The following is a 17,482-nucleotide window of genomic DNA, read 5'->3' on the forward strand; positions in this document are numbered from 1 at the left end:
TTTCAGCCCACGTTCGAGGGCGAGTTTGATCAGACCCGGAATTAGGCCACCGTCCCCGGTGATCTGAACCTGCCCGGTATCGATCTGGGCCAACAACTCATCGACCATGCCCGAAGCCGCCAACGCCTCGGCCACCTCCGCAGTCGAACGTGGCTCGGCCAGCTCAGGCAACTGATGATCGTCGTGGCCCTGCTGCTTGTCGTCTAACGCCATGCTCATAGATCTTCCTCTCACTGATGAGCACTGGACTTACACAGACCATCTGACACCCCCACGGCTCTCCGGGTATCGCACCGCGACCGCTGAAACCCTGGACAAGGCGCGTGCGGTGATGGATCCGTTTCATGTGGTGCACTTGGCCGCCGACAAACTCACCGTGTGTCGTCAACGCGTGCAACAGGATACGTGCGGACACCGCGGCCGCACCGGGGACCCGCTCTACGGAATCCGCCGCCCCCTGCTCACCCGAATCGGCTTGTTGACCGACAAGCAGAAGACCCGCATCACCAACGGCCTCGAAGCGCGTGAGGAACATCTGGCGGTCGCGGTCACCTACGCCGTCTATCAGGACCTGATCGACGCCTACGACCAGCCGCACAAGCGTGACGGGAAGATCGCGATGTACAAGCTGCTCAAACGCATCCATACCGGCGTGCCGAAAGAACTCGCCGAACTCGCCCAACTCGGCCGCTCGCTGTGGGCTCGACGGACCGAGATCCTGGCCTACTTCGACACCGGCGCCTCCAACGGGCCCGTTGAAGCGATCAACGGGCGCCTGGAACACCTACGCGGGATCGCGCTCGGCTTCCGCAACCTCAACCACTACATCTTGCGGTCACTCATCCACTCCGGCGGCCTGGCAGAACGCCTACACGCACTCTGAATCAGGAAGAGCCCGTAAACTGCTTCGCGTCTTTCCGCACGTCTACTCGCTGTGCGTGATGCTGCCCGCCTTGCATCTCGAGCCTGGTGTCGTCGTTCAGGCGTCGTCGAACAAGCCCGGAATCCTCGACATCGGGCGCTATCCGTCGGGTATCGACGAAGTGGCGCAATCCATTTCGTCAGCACTGCGTGCCGCGACGTTCCTCTCCGAGCCGCGCCCCGACATCATGGCGTGGAAGTATCGAAAACTGATAATGAACCTGGTCAACGGTATCGACGCCAGCTTCCGCAACGACGGCGACGCCTTCGCCGAGCTTGTTCGACGCGCACGAGCCGAAGGTGAGGAGGTCATCGAGGCGGCGGGTATCGATGTCGTCTCCGAGGCCATCGACAAGCAGCGGCGCGGCGATGCCATCGTCCGCCGTGACACCGGAGAGGCTTCCTTCGGCAGTTCAACCTGGCAGAGCGTCGCCCGTGGAGCGCGCAGCGTCGAGACCGACTATCTGTCCGGTGAAATCGTGCTGCTCGGGCGACTACACGGCGTGGCGACGCCGGTCAACGAGCTCGTCCAAAACGAAACCGACCGCCTTGCGCGCGAGGTGCTGTCGGCAGCGAGTTCGGATGCGGGCGTCGCGCTGGAGAGTCTCGACCTTCTGTAGCAGCACCGTTTTCGATACCGTGCAGGATCTCCTCGCAGGTCTGCGCCGCGATGTCGCACAACTTTTTCGCCCGGGACGTCATCTGTGGATCTGTCGAACGTTCACGCCACACCTGCGACATCCTGCGCGCTGTAGCGGCGATCTCACGCGGATCGCTGTCGGGTGAGAGACCGAGACGTCGAGCGGGGTCGGACCCGTGCGAACCGAGAAGCGAGACCAGTTCGTCGCGCAGTGGCGTCGAAAGATCCCTGTTCTCGCGCAAGCTCGGGAACCGCTCGGTGCGCGTGCTCGGACCGATGCCACGATGCGACGTCGGCACCGCGAACATCTCGGTCGGCGAGTTGGGGTCAGTGGATGTCTCGTGCATGGCCTCGACTGTGCCCGTCGACCCTTGCCGCGCTCTCAACGCGACCTGAGAGCAGCCTTCGGATCCTGTTGCATCTCAACGCCCTCCGACATGCCGGGTGACGTACAGCACTAGAGCGCCTACACGCGTTCGGCGTCGACGACTTCTCTGTGAAGACGTCGACGCCGAACGCGGGAACCAGGTGAACAGCGCTACTTGAACACGCCGAGCTTGCCGAACTTGTCAGCGAGCTTGTAGTACACGGCAAGCCGCGGATTGGACTTGCCGTCCTTCATCTCCGCGAGCACGTCCTTGATCGCATTGTCGAGGTACGCGTCGCTTTCTGTCAGACCGAGCTTCTTCTTGAGGAAGTTCTCGCGCACGGTCTTGAGTTCTGCGGGATCGCTTGCCGACACCAGCGCGGCGTCGGCGTTCTGCAGAGCGAGGCGGTAGGTCGACGCCATCTTCTCGACCACGGCAGGGTCGGCGTCGGGGACGTACTTCTTGACTGTTTCCAGGGCATCAGACATGGGGACACTCCATTGGGTTGTCGCTGGTACAGGCGACACGGTACGCCCGTGAAGACGATCAAGTCTGATGAATCGCGGGTTGTCGGAAATGTCCGCCCCCTGTCGATCATCGAGCAACGACACGTCGTGCACCTCCTACCCTTGGTTCATGGCAGCCACCAGCGCTATCCAGCCGTTCACTCCACACACCGACCCGGCCGTCGTCGACGATCTTCGACGACGCCTCCGCACCACTCGGTGGACCGACGCTCCGGAAGGCAGTGGATGGTCGATGGGTACGGATGTGTCGTATCTGCGCGATCTCGCCGACTACTGGCGCACGGATTTCGACTGGGCCGCAATCGAATCAACGATCGCCGGACTGCCCCACTTCACGGTCACCATCGACGGCCTCGACATCCACGTCATCCACAGCCCTGCATCCGACCCCGACGCGGCATTTCCCGTCCTGCTGGCCCACGGCTGGCCCGACTGCTTCTGGCGATTCCTGAAGGTCATCCCGCTCCTCACCGATCCGGCCGCACACGGCGCCGATCCCGCCGACGCCATCACGTTGATCGTTCCTGACATGCCGGGGTTCGGTTACTCAAGTCGTCCCAGCGGGCCGACGCCCGACACACGAGACATCGCGCGAATGTGGGGTCAACTGATGCAGTTACTCGGGTATGAGCGGTACGGCGTCGCGGGCGGCGACATGGGCAGCCACGTGGCCCGCCACCTCGCACTCGCCCATCCTGACCGCGTCGTCGCGGTGCATCGCACCGACGCCGGGCTACCTCCCGCGACCATCGACAGGTCAACATTGAGTCCCGAGGAGATCGCCTGGATCGACGACGCAGCACGCTGGTCTGCCACCGAGGGCGCATACGCGGCGATGCACAGCACGAAACCCCAGACAGCCGCGATCGGCCTGGCCGATTCGCCGGTCGGCGTGGCGTCGTGGATCGTCGAGAAGCTGCGGTCGTGGAGCGACTGCGCCGGCGACCTGGACAGCATCTACACGAGAGACGAAATCCTTACGCTCGTCACGCAATACTGGGTCACCAACACCATCGGATCGTCGATCCGCACATACCGAGCCAACGCGGCCATACCAGTCGAGGACCGTATGCGATACGTCGACGTCCCATCCGGGTTCTCAATCTTCGGTGGCGACGTTGTTCGACCGCCCCGCGCCTGGTTGGAGCGTACGGCGAACACGGTCTATCACTCCGAGCCTGCGCGCGGCGGACACTTCGCGCCGTTCGAGGTGCCGGAGAGCTACGCCACCGAACTGCGCACGTTCTTCCGTCCCTACCGCAACGCATGAGCGGCGTCGGAAACCACTGAACCCCAACCAAGCATTCGCTTGGTTTGTTAACGTCCAGGCTGCGGCACCCACCGGCAGTGAGGGCGGAACATTGGGGTTCATTACACAGACCAGACCCGACGTCGACTTCCCGACATGGAGTCAGGGTTCCCGGGCCGAGAAGATCCGGCCGATGGCACGCCAGTGGGCAGAGGTCGGGTTCGGCACCCCTGTGGTGTTGCACCTGTTCTACGTCGGCAAGATCCTGGCCTACGTGTTCGTCGGCTGGGCGATCGTCGCCGCGACGCCGGGCATCGGCGGATTCTTCGACGTCGCGTCGTGGTACAGCGAGCCGGTCGTCTTCCAGAAGGTCGTGCTCTACACGATGCTGTTCGAGGTCATCGGCCTTGGCTGCGGCTTCGGCCCGCTCAACAACCGCTTCTTTCCGCCGTTGGGCTCCATTCTGTACTGGTTGCGCCCCAGGACAATTCGTCAGCCACCGTGGCCCACACGTGTGCCACTGACGCGCGGCGATGTGCGCGGCCCGGTCGACATCGCGCTCTACGCAGCACTTCTCGTGATGCTGGTTGTGGGGCTCGTCAGTCCCGGTAGCAGGGAACTTCCGGGTTTGAACACGGCAACCGGCGCATTACCGCTGTGGGAGATCTGGACGATTCTTGCACTTCTCGCGCTGATCGGGTTGCGCGACAAGACAATCTTCCTCGCCGCGCGTGGCGAGGTGTACGGCGCGCTGTGCGTGACGTTCCTGTTCATCGGCGTCGACATGATCGTCGCCGCCAAGGTCATCTTCCTGGTGATCTGGCTCGGTGCGGCGACGTCGAAGCTGAACAAGCACTTCCCGTTTGTGATCGCAACCATGATGTCGAACAACGCGGTCATCCGGTCTCCGAAGATGAAACGACTATTCTTCGAACACTTTCCGGACGATCTGCGGCCGGGTAGGCCTTCCCGGTGGATCGCTCACTTCTCCACTGCCGTCGAGGGTCTCGTGCCGATCGTGCTGTTCTTCTCGCATGGAGGATGGCTCACGTGGGTTGCCGCGGCGATCATGCTGATCTTCCATTTCGGCATTCTCAGTTCCATTCCGATGGGAGTTCCGTTGGAATGGAACGTCTTCATGATGTTCGGAGTTCTCGCACTCTTCGTCGGTCACGCCGATCTCGGCCTCGCCGACCTCGAGCAGCCGTGGTGGGTCGCCTTGCTGTTCGTGGTGGTTGCAGGCACGGTGGTGATCGGAAACCTGTTCCCGCGCAGGGTGTCCTTTCTTCCTGGGATGCGCTATTACGCCGGAAACTGGGACACCGGGATCTGGTGCATGACACCGTCGGCGTCGGAGAAGTTGGAGAAGAACATGGTTGCGATCGCGGCTCTGCCTGCGTCGCAGCTACAGCGGATCTACGGTAGCCCGGAAGCAGCGCAGGTCGCGTTGTACATGGGATATGCGTTCCGCGCCTTCAACAGTCACGGTCGGGCGCTGTTCACGCTTGCCCATCGCGCGATGACCGGGCGCAACGAATCGGACTACATGCTCACCGACGGCGAACGAATCTGTTCGACGGCGATGGGCTGGAACTTCGGCGACGGCCACCTCTCCAACGAACAGCTGATCGCATCGCTACAGAAGCGGTGCGCGTTCGAGCCGGGAGAGGTTCGGATCGTGCTCGTCGACGCCCAGCCCATTCACACGCAGACCCAGCAGTACCGCCTGATCGACGCTGCGACAGGAGAATTCGAGCGCGGCTATGTTCGTGTCGCGGACCTGGTGACCCGTCAGCCGTGGGACGACGAGGTCCCGGTCACCGTGACCTGGACAGCGACACCCGCTGACCGGCAATCGCAGTGATCGTTTTATCCTCGCCCGGCCGACCGTCGAGTCGATGGGTCAGCCAACTGACCGCGAGGGGCCCGGAGAGCGGCAACAGCGAATAGTGTTCTGTGACGAGGTCGCGCACGTAGGTGACGGGCACGCCGAGGTCACGGTACCGCTGCGCCTGCGCGTCGACGTCGGCAGCATCGATCACCTCGTCGTGCACCGCCTGCATGACCAGCAGCGGCACGGCGGGTGCATGTGTACCGAGTTGCAGGTCGTCCATCATCTTGACGACGCCCGGATCCGCCAGCACGTCGGCGAGCGGGATGTCGAAGTAGTCGTCGAGATCGTGGTTGCGGAAGCGCCGGATCGCCGCGAGCGTCGGAAGAGTGGCGGCCTCGTCGAGATTGTGTCGCCCGAATTCCGTTGCGTGCTCGGTGATCATGCGCTCGAGAGCGGGATAGACCCGACGCAAGCCGGCCACCACGAGGATCGGAAGCCCTGCGTGCAGGCCACCGTTGAGCCGTAGCAGCGTCGACGCCATGTCGCCGACGGGCGAACCGAGAACGGCACCAACGATATTCAGCTCGGGCGCGTAGTCCGGAGCCATCTCGGCGGCCCACGATGTGGCGAGTCCGCCGCCCGAGTATCCCCACATTCCGATCGATGCCGTCGCGTCGAGGCCGAGGGGCTCAAATGACAGCGTGGCCCGAATGCCGTCCAGCGCACGGTAACCCGGCTCACGGGGCGCACCCCACGCCCCCTTGGCGCCCTCGTGGTCGGGGATCGAGACCGCCCAACCCTTCGAGAGCGCACGACGTACCACCATGAATTCAAATGGTGCGACGGCGCGCGACGCGTCGGCACCCTTCTGCAGGGCATACGACGGGAAACACTGCGACGTCACCGCGTCGATCGCGCACTGGAACGACAGCAGTGCCGGATTCGGATGCTTGGTGCGATCGGGCACGACGACCGTCGTGACAGTCGCGTCGGGATTGCCGTCGAGGTCGGTCGATCGATAGAGCAGCTGCCACGCCTGATGATTCGACGCCCAGAAGTTCTTGAGCTCGACCTGTCGTGACCGGATCACCTCACCAGGCCGGTAGTCACCGAGATCCGCCGGGGCGTCGTAGAAGTTGTCGTCGACGGGCAGCAGTGGGCGCTCGGCGTCGTCGTCGCGTGCTGCGGTCGATGCACCTACCGACGTCGTTGTCAGCGTTTGCGCTGTCATGTCACTCCCCTCGTTCGTACTTGTATTTACCAACATTGATCGCCGGTGGAGAATTCCGAGTCGCTCGTCTCATCTTCGAGTGAAAGAGACGAAGCAACCGCCCTGAACTGGACAAACACGACGTGTCAGACCCTGCGACTACCTTGCATATCGAACACACATTCGCACCTCGGCGAGTGCTCCAGGGTGCACAACAGGATGGGGAACCGCATGTCCACCCACGGCTTCGACAATCTCATCGAGAACGCATGGCGCGAGTTTGCCGCCACGGTGACATCACGCGTACCCGACCTCGGGCGCAAGGAGTTTCTCGAGATCGCCCGCCAAGACGGCCAGCGATATCGCGTGCTGCTCGTCTTCACCAGGACGGGTTCTGGAAAGGTGCGGTGCACGCTCGACGGCACTGCGCTGCCGTGGGCCGGGCGGGCGGAGTGGATACGCATTCGCGGTCGCCTGGCACAGCTCGGATGGCGGTTTCTCCCCCGAAAGGGCCAGCACATCGCCGAATCCGGCCAGCGTGACGCGAGCTCCGTCGCCGACATCGCCGTGTCGACGCTGCGCGAGATCTTCGACGTGGCTCACCCCGTGTTCGTCACGGTGAACGATCCCTTCGGCACGCACTCCGACGCGGCGCAGGTCGACGAGACCGCGGCCGCCACCGAACGTCAGCTGACCGTCGTCCCGCAGGTACCCGACCGAAACGTCGAGCCGCCGACCGATGAGCACTACACCGCCGAGATGCGTGAGATGGCCGCAGCCATGGACGCGCTTCCCGAATGCATCGCTCCCGGGTTCGTCATCTCGGGTGTCGACGAACTACTCGAAGTCACCCGGAGCGTGCTCGCGAGGCATTTCGGATGGCAGGTGTCGGTCGTCAACGGGTGCATCGAACTGCCCGCGCTCGACGCCGTACCGTGCACGATTGTCGGTTCTGATGTGGGTCCGAGCCTCGTACTCACGACGACTCTCACGCACCGGCTCCTCGATCCCGCACTTCTCGGCACACTGACCGCCGAATACTCGTCGAGGTGTTCGGGCATCACCTTCGTGGTCCACGATCAGCACGTCTATGCACAGCGGATCGTCGACGCCGCGGTGTTCCATCCGCACAACCTCGACGCGGCGCTGCGCACCTGGCGGCGCTTTCTGAACAATGAGGCAGGCGAGCTGATCGACGCGCTCAACTCCGGCGGCCCCGGTGCTCACACCTGCGTACAGAGCTCGGTACCCGTCGGGCTCCAGACGTTGTTCGATTTGGGCTTCTCCGAAGCACTCACACCCGAACGCGTCCTGCATCTGACGAACGGGAAGGTCGGTCGGCTCACCGACTATCTCCGTGTGTGTCGCGAGCTCCTCGCCAACGCCAAGGTGTTGGCCGCGGAATCTCGCATCCGTGGCGCCGCGCCGGAGGAGATCGAATTGCACACGGACACAGTGGATTTCTACCGCCAGTTCTGCCTCTTGCTCGAGCAGGCGATCACTCGCGCGACCCCGAAAGGTGCGTGACGCGATGGGCGCATATCGTCGAGTGAATGGCGAGTGTTCTTCCCCCCGACGGCCCGGTTCGCGATGAGACAGTCCTCGACAACCCCGCCCGTTCCGCCCTCCTCGGGCCGCATTCGCGATTCGCACAGACACACGGCGACGCGCTGCGCTATCCCGCCGACGTCGCGCCCTGGTGCGCCCTGCCGGATGATCCGACGATCTCCGACTGGGAGGATGCGGCAGAGCTGGTCGGTCCTGACGGCTCCATCACGCTCGCCACCGTGACCGTCGAGCCGCCGGAGGGCTGGACGAGCTCGATGCGGATAACCGGCGTTCAGCTGATCGGCGACGCCGTCGAGGGGTATACCGACCCGCGGGTGGTCGAACTCGACGACTCCGACGTCGACGACATGCTCGATCTCGTGGAAAGGACGCGGCCGGGGCCGTTCCGACGCCACACCATCGATCTCGGTACCTACCTGGGTATCCGACGCGACGGCAAGCTGATCGCGATGGCAGGCGAACGCATGCATCCGCCTGGGTGGAGTGAGGTCAGCGCGGTCTGCACCGACCCGGCGTTCCGTGGAGAGGGATTGGCCAGGGCGGTGGTCCTCGCGGTCGTGGACGTGATTCGCGAGCGCGGTGACCTGCCCTTCCTTCATGCGTCGGCCGATAATGTCTCGGCCATCCGGCTCTACGAGAACGTGGGTTTCACCCGTCGACGGAAGGCGATCTTCCAGGCTGTGCGCGCCCCACAGTGACGCGCCCGGCAGGATGGATCTTATGAACGACGCCGAGCTGCTGACACTGCCCAAAGCCGAACTACACATCCACATCGAGGGCACCCTCGAACCGGAGATGGTCTTCGAGCTGGCAGCACGCAACAACGTCGCACTCCCCTACGCGTCCGTCGACCAGCTGCGCGCCGCGCACGCCTTCGCCGACCTTTCCCACTTCCTCGACCTCTACTACGCGTGCATGGCCGTGCTGCGTACCGAGGACGACTTCGCCGATCTCGCCGCCGCTTACCTGCGCAAGGCGGCGTCGCAGGGTGTCACGCATGCGGAGGTCTTCTTCGACCCGCAGGCGCACACATCGCGCGGCATCGACCTCGGTGTCGTCGTACGCGGGCTGCGTCGTGGACTGGATACGGCGGCGGCGGAGACATGTGGGCATGCCGATCTCATCGCGTGCTTCCTACGCGACCGGCCGGTGTCAGAGGCTCTCGACACCCTCGACGCGTTGGAGCCGTTCTTCGGCAGCCTCATCGGGGTTGGACTCGATTCAGCCGAAGTGGGCTTTCCGCCAGGACAATTCGCGCCTGTCTTCGACCGTGCACGGGAGGCGGGCCTGCATGTCGTGGCGCACGCAGGAGAGGAGGGTCCGGCTCAATACATCTGGGAGGCCCTCGACGTGTTGGGGATCGAGCGCGTCGATCACGGCGTCCGCGCCCTCGAAGACCCCGCACTGCTCAGGCGCCTGGCCACCGATCGAATCCCGCTCACCACGTGCCCACTGTCGAATGTGCGGCTGCGCGGCGTCGAAAGGCTCTCCGATCATCCGTTGCTCGACCTACTCGACGCCGGGCTGGTCGTCACCATCAACTCCGACGATCCGGCCTATTTCGGCGGGTACGTCGGCGACGCGTTTGTCGAGGCGCGGCGCGAGCTCGAACTGAGCGACGAGCAGCTCCGCGCCATTGCGCAGTACTCGTTCGACGCGTCGTTCACCACTTCGTAGAGACTTTTGGTCGGCACGTGTATTTAGGATGATCCGCGGTTCCAGACTGAACAGCCACCATGTTGCGGCCTCCCGCCGACGTGCAGGCGTAGTTGCGGGACGACCCCTTGCCTGCACCCGGAACAATCGAACCCGGTGCCACCAGCGCGATGATCGCCACCCCCGCGACGGCGACGAGAGCCACTATCAACGCGACACGAAGGGTCCGTCGGCTTGTTCGTTGCTGTCGAATCGGTTTCTCGGACACGCGTCCTCCTACACACTTCTGCCAGACGGACGTGTGCACCCGCCGACACCTAGTGTCGCGGTTCGGCCGCCGAGTCGTATCCGCAATCGGATACGCGAGTTGTCGGCGCCGAACTACCTAGGAGACTGCCGACTACTCGCCGAGGCCATACGTCGAATTCGCGGAGCACGTACTGCCGGTCCTGCGGGATCGTGGCCTGGCACAACGTGATTGCGCAGCGGGCACCGTGCATACGAAGTTGACCGGTCGCGACCGACTGCCGGATACGCACCCCGCGGCGGGCTATCGCGGCGCATTCATCACAAACCGTGAAGAGGCGGCGGAGCCGATGTTGTCGAACTCGTCGAGTTCATCATCGATCTCGCACGGGCCGACCCGATCGCCGCGCACATCCTGCGCGCGCACTACTGGTTCGTCGAATAGGTGAAACGTCTTCCCGACGGTCCTGTCCGTGACCGATGGAGTGCCCTGATTGCCGACGGCGCCATCTTCGGCAGTCTCGGATCGCCAACGATGCTCCCCTGCTGCAGCTCTGCCTGCGGGCGCTCATCGCCGGAATCCTGTTGTCGGACATTGCAATCGGACTTGTTCGTGGTCACACACGCACCTTCGACCACGCACCTGCCGACGAACCACGTCACGATCCCGTGCTGCTCAAGACTATCGCCGAGATCGACGCCACTGCACACGTCGCACGCGCTGCTGTTCTCGCCGCGGCGCGCGACGTCGAGGCACGCATTGTCGTGACCCGCGTCAGCGTCAGTCCCACCGGTCATCGGCGGATGGAGACGTCAAACGAAACCCATCATCTCTAAGAGTGAGGGGCGCTAGAAGTACCCGTTGGCAGGCAGTGCGGTGCCGTTGACTACCGGACTACCGCTCATGCGGATTCTCCTGCTTCCAACTTCTCGAATGCGGTTGTGGTCGACGAGAGTTCGCGCGGCGTTGCCCCGTGCATGATCACACCGTCCACGCCGAGGTCGAATTGATGCCGCACGAGTTCGGCGCAGCGTGCCGGGGATCCGGCGGCCGCACAGTTGAGCCACTCGGCTGGTAGCTGCTCGCGAAGTCGCTCGAACGTCTCCTGATCACCAACCGCGTCAGCCCAGCCGTCGAGACCTGACACCACGTCCGAGGACCGGAAACGTTCCAGCAGCCCAGGATCCCAGTTGTTGGTCTTCACGAGAAGATCCCCGTAGACCTGGAGATAGGTCGCGAGCCTGCCGACGGTCTTCTTGATGAACGTCTGGTCGTCCACCTCGTCGGTGACCGTCGCGTAGCACGACCAGATCGTGACCGAGTGAGGGTCCCGACCCGCCTGCTCGGCAGCGGTCCGGACGGTGTCCACTGCACGCACAACGGTGTCGTCGGCGAAGAAGGTATGGAGAACCACCACGTCGTATGCACGCCCTGCCATCGCCAGGGTGTCGGGGCCGAATGCTGTTGTCGCCAACGGGATGTCCTCATGGAACCCCGGATCGAGTTTGAGCGCTGGGAAGTTGCCCAACCTGCCCGCGTAGTCGAGCACGGTTTCACCGTGCCAGAGCCGACGCATGAGGTGCGCGAACTCCTCCAGTTCGGCAGTGGTCGTCTGTGGCAGACCCATGGCAGCGATCTGTGGGCGCAGACCCCTGCCCACGCCCAGGGTGAACCGTCCACCGGTCAACCGGTGCATGGTGGACGCGAAGGCTGCGGTGATCGCGGGATGACGGGTGTTGATGTTCGTCGCAGCGGTCGTGATGCCGATCGTGTCGGTGACTGCTCCCGCAGCTCCCGACAGTGCACACGCCTCCTTGACGTTGAGCCGCTCCGAGAAAAACGCCTGGCCCAGGTTCATCTCCTCCGCGAGCGCCAACTCGTCGAGCATCTGTCGAGGGCTCTCCACGTGTCCACCGAGCGCATAGAACCCGAGTCGATCGGTTCCGATGCGTGACTTCCGCGAAGTTGCCGCTCGGGCAGCGGTGTCGACCATGCACACTCTCCGCTATCAGTGCTGCTGTATCTCAATCGATGACGGCGCGCATGATGTGCGCCCTGGATTCGCTCGGGTCCGGGCCGCCGGACTCCGGACCCGAGCGAAGACTGTGCGCTACAGGATGGTGACGGTTCCCGCGGTGCCGTTGACCTCGACGGTCGCACCATCGGCGATGCGCTTCGTCGCGTCTGTCGCCGATACGACGCACGGGATACCCAGCTCACGACTCACGATGGCGGCGTGTGAGAAGGGTGCACCGACGTCGACGATCACGGCCGACGCCGCGACGAACAGCGGGGTCCAGGAGGGATCGGTGATCGGAGCAACCAGGATGTCTCCCGGCTCGAGCGCCGACGGGTCGTCGGGACTGGTGATCACGCGCACGCGGCCGGTCGCCGTTCCGCCGCATGCGGGTACGCCCGAGATGACGTCACCTGATGACGCTACTTCTGCCGTCCGATCGGCGCGCAGAGCCCACTCCGTGACGGGCGGTGCCGTGCCATCGACGACGAATGGCGGTGTGCGGTCGAACAAGTCGAGGTAGCTTCGCTCGCGGTCGGCAACCGTCTCCGTGTAATTCCCTGGATTGGCAAGGAAGTCGTCGAGTTCGCTGTCGAACAGCATGTAGATCTGCCGCGGCGACGCGAGGGCCCCCTTCTCCGCATAGCGCTTACCGAGTTCGTTGGCGCACAGCCGGAGTTCGTGCATCAGCATCGCGGCCGTGGTGCGTCCGCGTTCACGACCGCGCATCCACAGCGCCGACGCATTGAGCACCGCCTCGAACTGGGCTGAAGCCTCGGCGTCGGCCGCCAACATCTCCCGAATTGCCTGCGCCGAGGCGTCGCGCTGTGCGGAACGTTCTTCCGACTTGGCCGCCGGCGCTTCGCTTTCGGCGACACCGCGCATGCGGTCGATCGTGGCCAGCGCGAGGTCGGGATCGACGCCCCAGGTGATCGCCCGGATCTCCCACTCGGCCGGACCTCGGAAGTCCCAATCGGCGAGGAATCCGTCGAGCGCCTTGGTGAAGTCGACGACGGCGGGCACCGTGGAGGTCTGCAGCCGCTCGTAGAGTCCTTTGGTTCCTGCGTCGAACAGTGCCGCGACGTCGGGGTCCTGAGCCGCTCGGCTCAGTTCCCACATACGCAGCGACGGTCCGGCCGAGTCGACATTGCCCAGTCCCGCAACCAGCGTGAGCGCCTCTTCGGGCTTGCCCATGGCCTCCGCGAGCTGCGCGATGGCACCGAGCCCCACGCCGCTCTTCAGGCTCGCCTCGATGTGATGTTTGAAGAGTCGTCTCAGCAGCAGTTCGAAAGATCGCATGCGCGTGACCAATTCGGCGTCCGAGAGCGTTTTGATGTCGGGGCGGTTCGCCCTGATCTGCTCGACCTCGGCGCGGTCGGTGTCGTATGCGGCGAGGTCGGTGGCGCCGAGAACCTGCTCGGCGAGCCATGCGCCCGCCTTCTCCTCGTACTCGGGGTTCTCGTCGAAGTCGCGCTTCTCGCTCTCGTAGCTCGGGATGCCCGGCATATCTCCGAAGTACTGCAGATCGACAGCCTCGGCCGACATTCCCGGCACGCGAACGCCGAACAGTCGCATCAGCGACATGTTGATGTACAGATAGCTACCGAAGGCAGGGAGGACGTTGAACGGAACAGTCTCGTCGTAGAGGTCGTCGTCCCAGACGCGACAGGCGACGAACGCGTCTCGCCATCCCGGTTCCAGGCAGTGCTGGAAGCCCACCGATGCGTTGAGCGGCGTGATCGGATCGGGAAAGATCTCCCCGACATTCGCACGTGAGTACAGGGGGAAGAGTTTGGAGGTCTCGTCCATGAGCGGCCAGTCGGTCATCCGGTGGCCTCCTTCCGGTTCGGATAGGGCGGCGTTGTCATCGCTCAGCAATTTGCGATGACTTATTAGCGAACGCTTCGTCACATTATTATGTGATGGCGCTCACTGTGTCAACGGCTTATGAGCAGCCGAGTCGCGCAATTCGAGTGGGATTGGCGCCGTCCTGCGTCTCGATCACTGGACATGTATGTGATCATTGAGTCACTATTTGTTGAGACGCCGATTCTCGGCTCTGTTCGATGCCCGACGCAGAAGGGAGTGCAGCATGCGCGTGCTGGTCACCAACGACGACGGCGTCGATGCCGAGGGATTGGTCGCTGTCGCAACAGTTTTGGTCGACGACGGACACGACGTCGTCGTCGCAGCGCCGACCACGGAACGTAGCGGCAGTGGGAGTTCGATCGGCACCATCGAGCACGGTACGCACATCGCTGTGCAGGAAAGGCACATCGACGCTCTCGGCACGACACCGGTGTTCGCGGTGGACTGTCCGCCCGCGCTGGCCGTCATCGCCGCATGCGCAGGCGCATTCGGACCTGCCCCCGAGCTCGTCGTCAGCGGGATCAATCCCGGCCACAACACCGGCCGCTCGATCCTCTTCTCCAGCACGGTCGGAGGGATCCTCGCGGCACGCGTGACAGGTGTGAGCGGCGTCGCGATCAGCACCGCGTTCGAGCCTCACCACCGCTACGACACTGCCGCAGCCGTTGCGCGATCCGTGGTGCGTTGGATGTCCGACCGTGGCTCGCCCCGCCTCACGCTGAACGTGAACGTCCCCGCGGTCGACCTCGCCGATCTCGACCACGCCGTCATCACCACCCTCGCCGCGCAAAGCATGTTCTCCCTGCGGATCTCGCGGACCGAGAACGATCTGGTGTTGCACCGCGAGGAACGCGACGGCGGATTCCGGCCCGGCACCGACGGTGCCGCCGTGGTCGACGGTCACGTGTCGATCACCAGCCTGAACACCGTCGCGGATGCGAATGGCGTTCTCTCCGAGGCCGATGCACGCGAATTGGCCCGCGCCCTTGATCTGACGCCGACGAGCATCTGACGCTGACGGGCATCTCGCGCCGGCGAGCATCCGACCACTCCAGACACCGAGGTGCCCGGGCGCCTGGCCCACGCCAGCCCGAAACGATCAGGACCTGGCGTGGGCCAACCGGGGCGCGGCCGTCACCCCTCGTCGTCGGCCCCGCGCTCACGCCCCGTCGTCAGCAACAGGTCTTGGTGCAGTTCCATCCAGATGTCGTGGTAGCTGTCGTACATCGGTCTCGCGAAGGCCGCGGTATCGCCCTCGTGCACCCGCTCGAGGGCACGGGCAAGACGCTCGTCGTAGCGATGCAGGCGCGCCACCACGGCCGCAGCAGGAGCCAGGACCACGACGATCTGCTCGTGTACCCGGTCGAGATCGGAGATCACTGCGGCGTCGTACGTGGTGTCGGAGTGGTCGTTGGGGGTGACATCGTCCTTCATCTGCCACGCGGCACACACCCGTTTGAAGTCACCGTTGACCGGCAGGAACGCCGCATATGCCGCGTCTACCGCATCACGTTCCTCGGGTGACAACGGTTGTGCCGTACGGAGTTCCGCAAGGCGTTCGCGGCCTTTGGGCGTGATGAGTGTGCCCGACACGCGTCCTTCACGGCGGAGCACGAGACCGTCGTCGAGCGCCGCGGTGATCACCTCGGTCAGTGCGGCGTCGTCGAGGCCGGTCATCGCCGAGAGCACGGCGTCGGACGCAAGCCCCTTCACCGCCAGTGCGTGCAGTAGTTCCAATACGGTCGTGTCTGTCGTCGTTGTCATACCTTTTCTCCTTCGGGGGTTGGCGTCTGGCCGTAGGTGTCGGCGAGCGTCTTCTTGTTGAGCTTGCCCGTTGGCAGCCTGGGCAGTTCGTCGACGAAGTCGATGACCCGCGGGGTCTTGTAGTGGGCCAACCGATCTCGGCAGAAGTCGATCAACTCCTGCGCGGTCAGCGTTGACCCGGGCGTGCGCTGGACGACGGCCTTCACCGACTCTCCGAACTCGGGGTCGGGCACGCCGAGAACCGCGCCGTCGAGGACGTCAGGGTGAGAGAGCACCACCTCTTCGACTTCTTCGGGATAGATGTTCACTCCGCCGGAGATGATCATGTGCCCGGCGCGGCCCACGAGGTAGAGGTAACCGTCGCGCAGGTATCCGATGTCGCCCATCTGACGCCGCGCCGGCCGCGGACCGGCGTTGTCGTAGGCGGACGGCGTTGTCTGCTCGAAGCAGACGCGGCCGCGTTCGCCCTCGGGAAGATCATTTCCGTCGTCGTCGACGATGCTGATACGCGTGGCGCCGAGCGGCCGACCGACCGAACCGGGATGGCTCGCAGCCTCGTCGGGACCGATGTAGGTGTGCCCGTAGCCCTCCGAGGCGCCGTAGTATTCGTGCAGGATCGGGCCCCACCACTGCGCGAGCTGCTCCTTGACCTCCGGCGGGCACGGCGCGCCGGAGGTGAACGCGGTCCGATGCGTTCCCGACAGTTCGACGTCGGCGCGATCGGATAAGCGAAGAAGTCGGATCAGCATGGTCGGCACCCACTGGGAATGGGTGACGCCGTATCGCGTGATGGCATCCATCGCCGCGCGCGCGTCGAATCGTTCCATGCAGATCACCGTCCCGCCCGCGGCGAGGGTGATGAGTCCGAACGTGAACGGTGCCGCGTGATAGTTGGGGGCCGGGGACAGCAGCACTGTGCTCTCATCGATGCCCAGCTTCTCGACGAGCCCCGAATGTCGTTGCGGCGCTTGCGCAGGGTGCACGTCGAGCAATTGCTGGGCGAACCGCTTCGGACGGCCCGTCGTGCCGCCGCTGTAGAGCACTCGCGCGCCGAGACGCTCGTCGGCGATCGGGGTGGTCGGCTGTCGCTGCAGCGCGTCGGCCATCGACATGTAACCGGGTGTCGAGCCCCCGACGACGGTCACGTCGACCTCGCTGTCACCAGCATCGCCCAGCCCGGCGAGCCGTAGCGCCTCGACGACGTCGTCGGCGAGCGTCGCACTGGTGACCACAGCGCGTGGTCGCGCTTCGACCAGCAACGCGGCGAGTTCGGCGGGCTTCAGATGCCAGTTGACCGGCGTCACGTACAGCCCGCTGCGCATTCCGGCGGCGACAGCGATCGGCCATGCCAGGTTGTTCTCCATGGCGATGACCGCCGAGTCCCCGGGACCGACTCCCCGCGTTCGCCAGTGATGGGCTAATTGGTTCGACGCGGCGTCGAGCTGCCCGTAGGTCAGCGACTCCCCAGAACCCGCCATCACATAGGCGTCTGCGTCTGGATGGTCGCGAGCGATGGTCGGTGGATACACGAACTCCCCTAGTTTGCGAACTACTGGTCACATTGCAAAAGGTGCTGGTGAGCACCTTCTGCGCACGCGATCAGGTTGATTG

Annotated in this window: 15 protein-coding genes and 2 pseudogenes; 9 read left to right on the forward strand and 8 right to left on the reverse strand. The window is 64.3% G+C overall.

Going from position 1 to position 17,482, the window contains the following annotated elements; all coding sequences use genetic code 11:
* A pseudogene (locus tag A5777_RS04805) lies at nucleotides 1–219 on the reverse strand (IS256 family transposase); the annotation flags it as partial.
* Between the two features lie 61 nt (nucleotides 220–280).
* On the opposite strand from A5777_RS04805, the pseudogene A5777_RS04810 reads away from it, so the two are divergent.
* A pseudogene (locus A5777_RS04810) lies at nucleotides 281–883 on the forward strand (ISL3 family transposase); the annotation flags it as partial.
* A gap of 58 nt (nucleotides 884–941) precedes the next feature.
* Nucleotides 942–1,541 carry a ketopantoate reductase family protein gene (locus A5777_RS04815; RefSeq protein WP_231894951.1) on the forward strand — a complete coding sequence of 200 codons (600 nt, stop codon included), beginning with the start codon at nucleotides 942–944 and terminating at the stop codon, nucleotides 1,539–1,541.
* 558 nt (nucleotides 1,542–2,099) lie between these two features.
* On the opposite strand, the gene A5777_RS04825 is transcribed toward A5777_RS04815, so the two are convergent.
* Nucleotides 2,100–2,417, reverse strand: coding sequence for a DUF2853 family protein (locus tag A5777_RS04825; RefSeq protein WP_064861812.1), 318 nt, complete (start codon nucleotides 2,415–2,417; stop codon nucleotides 2,100–2,102).
* Between the two features lie 148 nt (nucleotides 2,418–2,565).
* On the opposite strand from A5777_RS04825, the gene A5777_RS04830 reads away from it, so the two are divergent.
* Together A5777_RS04830 and A5777_RS04835 are read left to right on the forward strand one after the other, a co-directional pair.
* Nucleotides 2,566–3,726: an epoxide hydrolase family protein gene (locus tag A5777_RS04830; protein ID WP_064861813.1), complete on the forward strand. Its 1,161-nt coding sequence runs from the start codon at nucleotides 2,566–2,568 to the stop codon at nucleotides 3,724–3,726.
* 91 nt (nucleotides 3,727–3,817) lie between these two features.
* Nucleotides 3,818–5,569, forward strand: a complete 1,752-nt coding sequence (locus A5777_RS04835) for a DUF3556 domain-containing protein (RefSeq protein ID WP_064861814.1) — start codon at nucleotides 3,818–3,820, stop codon at nucleotides 5,567–5,569.
* Here A5777_RS04835 and A5777_RS04840 read toward each other — a convergent pair.
* Nucleotides 5,523–6,770, reverse strand: a complete 1,248-nt coding sequence (locus A5777_RS04840) for a lipase family protein (protein WP_064861815.1) — start codon at nucleotides 6,768–6,770, stop codon at nucleotides 5,523–5,525. The genes A5777_RS04835 and A5777_RS04840 overlap by 47 nt on opposite strands.
* 210 nt (nucleotides 6,771–6,980) lie before the next feature.
* Here A5777_RS04840 and A5777_RS04845 point away from each other — a divergent pair, with 210 nt between their 5' ends.
* Genes A5777_RS04845 through A5777_RS04855 form a run of 3 tightly spaced genes read left to right on the forward strand, consistent with a single transcriptional unit; the run spans nucleotide 6,981 to nucleotide 9,995 of the window.
* Entirely contained in the window at nucleotides 6,981–8,276 is a 1,296-nt protein-coding gene (locus A5777_RS04845) for a TY-Chap domain-containing protein (protein ID WP_064861816.1), read from the forward strand.
* A 26-nt stretch (nucleotides 8,277–8,302) separates the two neighbouring features.
* Entirely contained in the window at nucleotides 8,303–9,016 is a 714-nt protein-coding gene (locus A5777_RS04850) for a GNAT family N-acetyltransferase (RefSeq protein WP_064861817.1), read from the forward strand.
* A gap of 22 nt (nucleotides 9,017–9,038) precedes the next feature.
* The gene (locus A5777_RS04855; RefSeq protein ID WP_197502292.1) at nucleotides 9,039–9,995 is read left to right on the forward strand and encodes an adenosine deaminase; all 957 of its coding nucleotides are present in this window, start codon (nucleotides 9,039–9,041) and stop codon (nucleotides 9,993–9,995) included.
* A gap of 651 nt (nucleotides 9,996–10,646) precedes the next feature.
* Here the strand turns inward: A5777_RS04855 and A5777_RS25250 are convergent.
* Complete coding sequence (locus tag A5777_RS25250) at nucleotides 10,647–10,841, reverse strand: hypothetical protein (protein WP_231894944.1); 195 nt, start codon at nucleotides 10,839–10,841, stop codon at nucleotides 10,647–10,649.
* A gap of 48 nt (nucleotides 10,842–10,889) precedes the next feature.
* On the opposite strand from A5777_RS25250, the gene A5777_RS25255 reads away from it, so the two are divergent.
* Complete coding sequence (locus tag A5777_RS25255; protein ID WP_231894945.1) at nucleotides 10,890–11,057, forward strand: hypothetical protein; 168 nt, start codon at nucleotides 10,890–10,892, stop codon at nucleotides 11,055–11,057.
* A 65-nt stretch (nucleotides 11,058–11,122) separates the two neighbouring features.
* Here the strand turns inward: A5777_RS25255 and A5777_RS04865 are convergent, their stop codons facing one another.
* Complete coding sequence (locus tag A5777_RS04865) at nucleotides 11,123–12,214, reverse strand: TIGR03857 family LLM class F420-dependent oxidoreductase (RefSeq protein ID WP_064861819.1); 1,092 nt, start codon at nucleotides 12,212–12,214, stop codon at nucleotides 11,123–11,125.
* 117 nt (nucleotides 12,215–12,331) lie between these two features.
* On the reverse strand, nucleotides 12,332–14,065 hold the full coding sequence (locus A5777_RS04870; protein WP_064861820.1) for a PEP-utilizing enzyme: 1,734 nt from the start codon (nucleotides 14,063–14,065) through the stop codon (nucleotides 12,332–12,334).
* Nucleotides 14,066–14,330: 265 nt separating this feature from the next.
* Here A5777_RS04870 and surE point away from each other — a divergent pair, with 265 nt between their 5' ends.
* Nucleotides 14,331–15,119 (forward strand): 5'/3'-nucleotidase SurE, encoded by a 789-nt coding sequence (gene surE, locus A5777_RS04875; RefSeq protein ID WP_064861821.1) that lies wholly within the window; start codon nucleotides 14,331–14,333, stop codon nucleotides 15,117–15,119.
* A 122-nt stretch (nucleotides 15,120–15,241) separates the two neighbouring features.
* Here the strand turns inward: surE and A5777_RS04880 are convergent, their stop codons facing one another.
* Together A5777_RS04880 and A5777_RS04885 are read right to left on the reverse strand one after the other, a co-directional pair.
* A complete protein-coding gene (locus tag A5777_RS04880) occupies nucleotides 15,242–15,871 on the reverse strand; it encodes a hypothetical protein (protein WP_064861822.1) in 630 nt (209 codons plus the stop codon).
* The gene (locus tag A5777_RS04885; protein WP_064861823.1) at nucleotides 15,868–17,400 is read right to left on the reverse strand and encodes an AMP-binding protein; all 1,533 of its coding nucleotides are present in this window, start codon (nucleotides 17,398–17,400) and stop codon (nucleotides 15,868–15,870) included. The genes A5777_RS04880 and A5777_RS04885 overlap by 4 nt, the downstream gene beginning before the upstream one ends.
* Nucleotides 17,401–17,482: the final 82 nt, after the last annotated feature.

The sequence above is a fragment of the Gordonia sp. 852002-10350_SCH5691597 genome (assembly GCF_001665715.1).
GTDB classification, from domain to species: Bacteria; Actinomycetota; Actinomycetes; order Mycobacteriales; family Mycobacteriaceae; genus Gordonia; species Gordonia sputi.

Excerpts from the sequence above, each read along its gene's own strand:
- A5777_RS04850 (WP_064861817.1), top strand. The coding sequence starts at position 8,303 with ATGGCGAGTGTTCTTCCCCCCGACGGCCCGGTTCGCGATGAGACAGTC.
- surE (WP_064861821.1), top strand. The coding sequence starts at position 14,331 with ATGCGCGTGCTGGTCACCAACGACGACGGCGTCGATGCCGAGGGATTG.
- A5777_RS04865 (WP_064861819.1), bottom strand. The coding sequence starts at position 12,214 with ATGGTCGACACCGCTGCCCGAGCGGCAACTTCGCGGAAGTCACGCATC.
- A5777_RS04840 (WP_064861815.1), bottom strand. The coding sequence starts at position 6,770 with ATGACAGCGCAAACGCTGACAACGACGTCGGTAGGTGCATCGACCGCA.
- A5777_RS04870 (WP_064861820.1), bottom strand. The coding sequence starts at position 14,065 with ATGACCGACTGGCCGCTCATGGACGAGACCTCCAAACTCTTCCCCCTG.
- A5777_RS04880 (WP_064861822.1), bottom strand. The coding sequence starts at position 15,871 with ATGACAACGACGACAGACACGACCGTATTGGAACTACTGCACGCACTG.
- A5777_RS04815 (WP_231894951.1), top strand. The coding sequence starts at position 942 with ATGCTGCCCGCCTTGCATCTCGAGCCTGGTGTCGTCGTTCAGGCGTCG.
- A5777_RS04825 (WP_064861812.1), bottom strand. The coding sequence starts at position 2,417 with ATGTCTGATGCCCTGGAAACAGTCAAGAAGTACGTCCCCGACGCCGAC.
- A5777_RS04855 (WP_197502292.1), top strand. The coding sequence starts at position 9,039 with ATGAACGACGCCGAGCTGCTGACACTGCCCAAAGCCGAACTACACATC.
- A5777_RS04830 (WP_064861813.1), top strand. The coding sequence starts at position 2,566 with ATGGCAGCCACCAGCGCTATCCAGCCGTTCACTCCACACACCGACCCG.
- A5777_RS04845 (WP_064861816.1), top strand. The coding sequence starts at position 6,981 with ATGTCCACCCACGGCTTCGACAATCTCATCGAGAACGCATGGCGCGAG.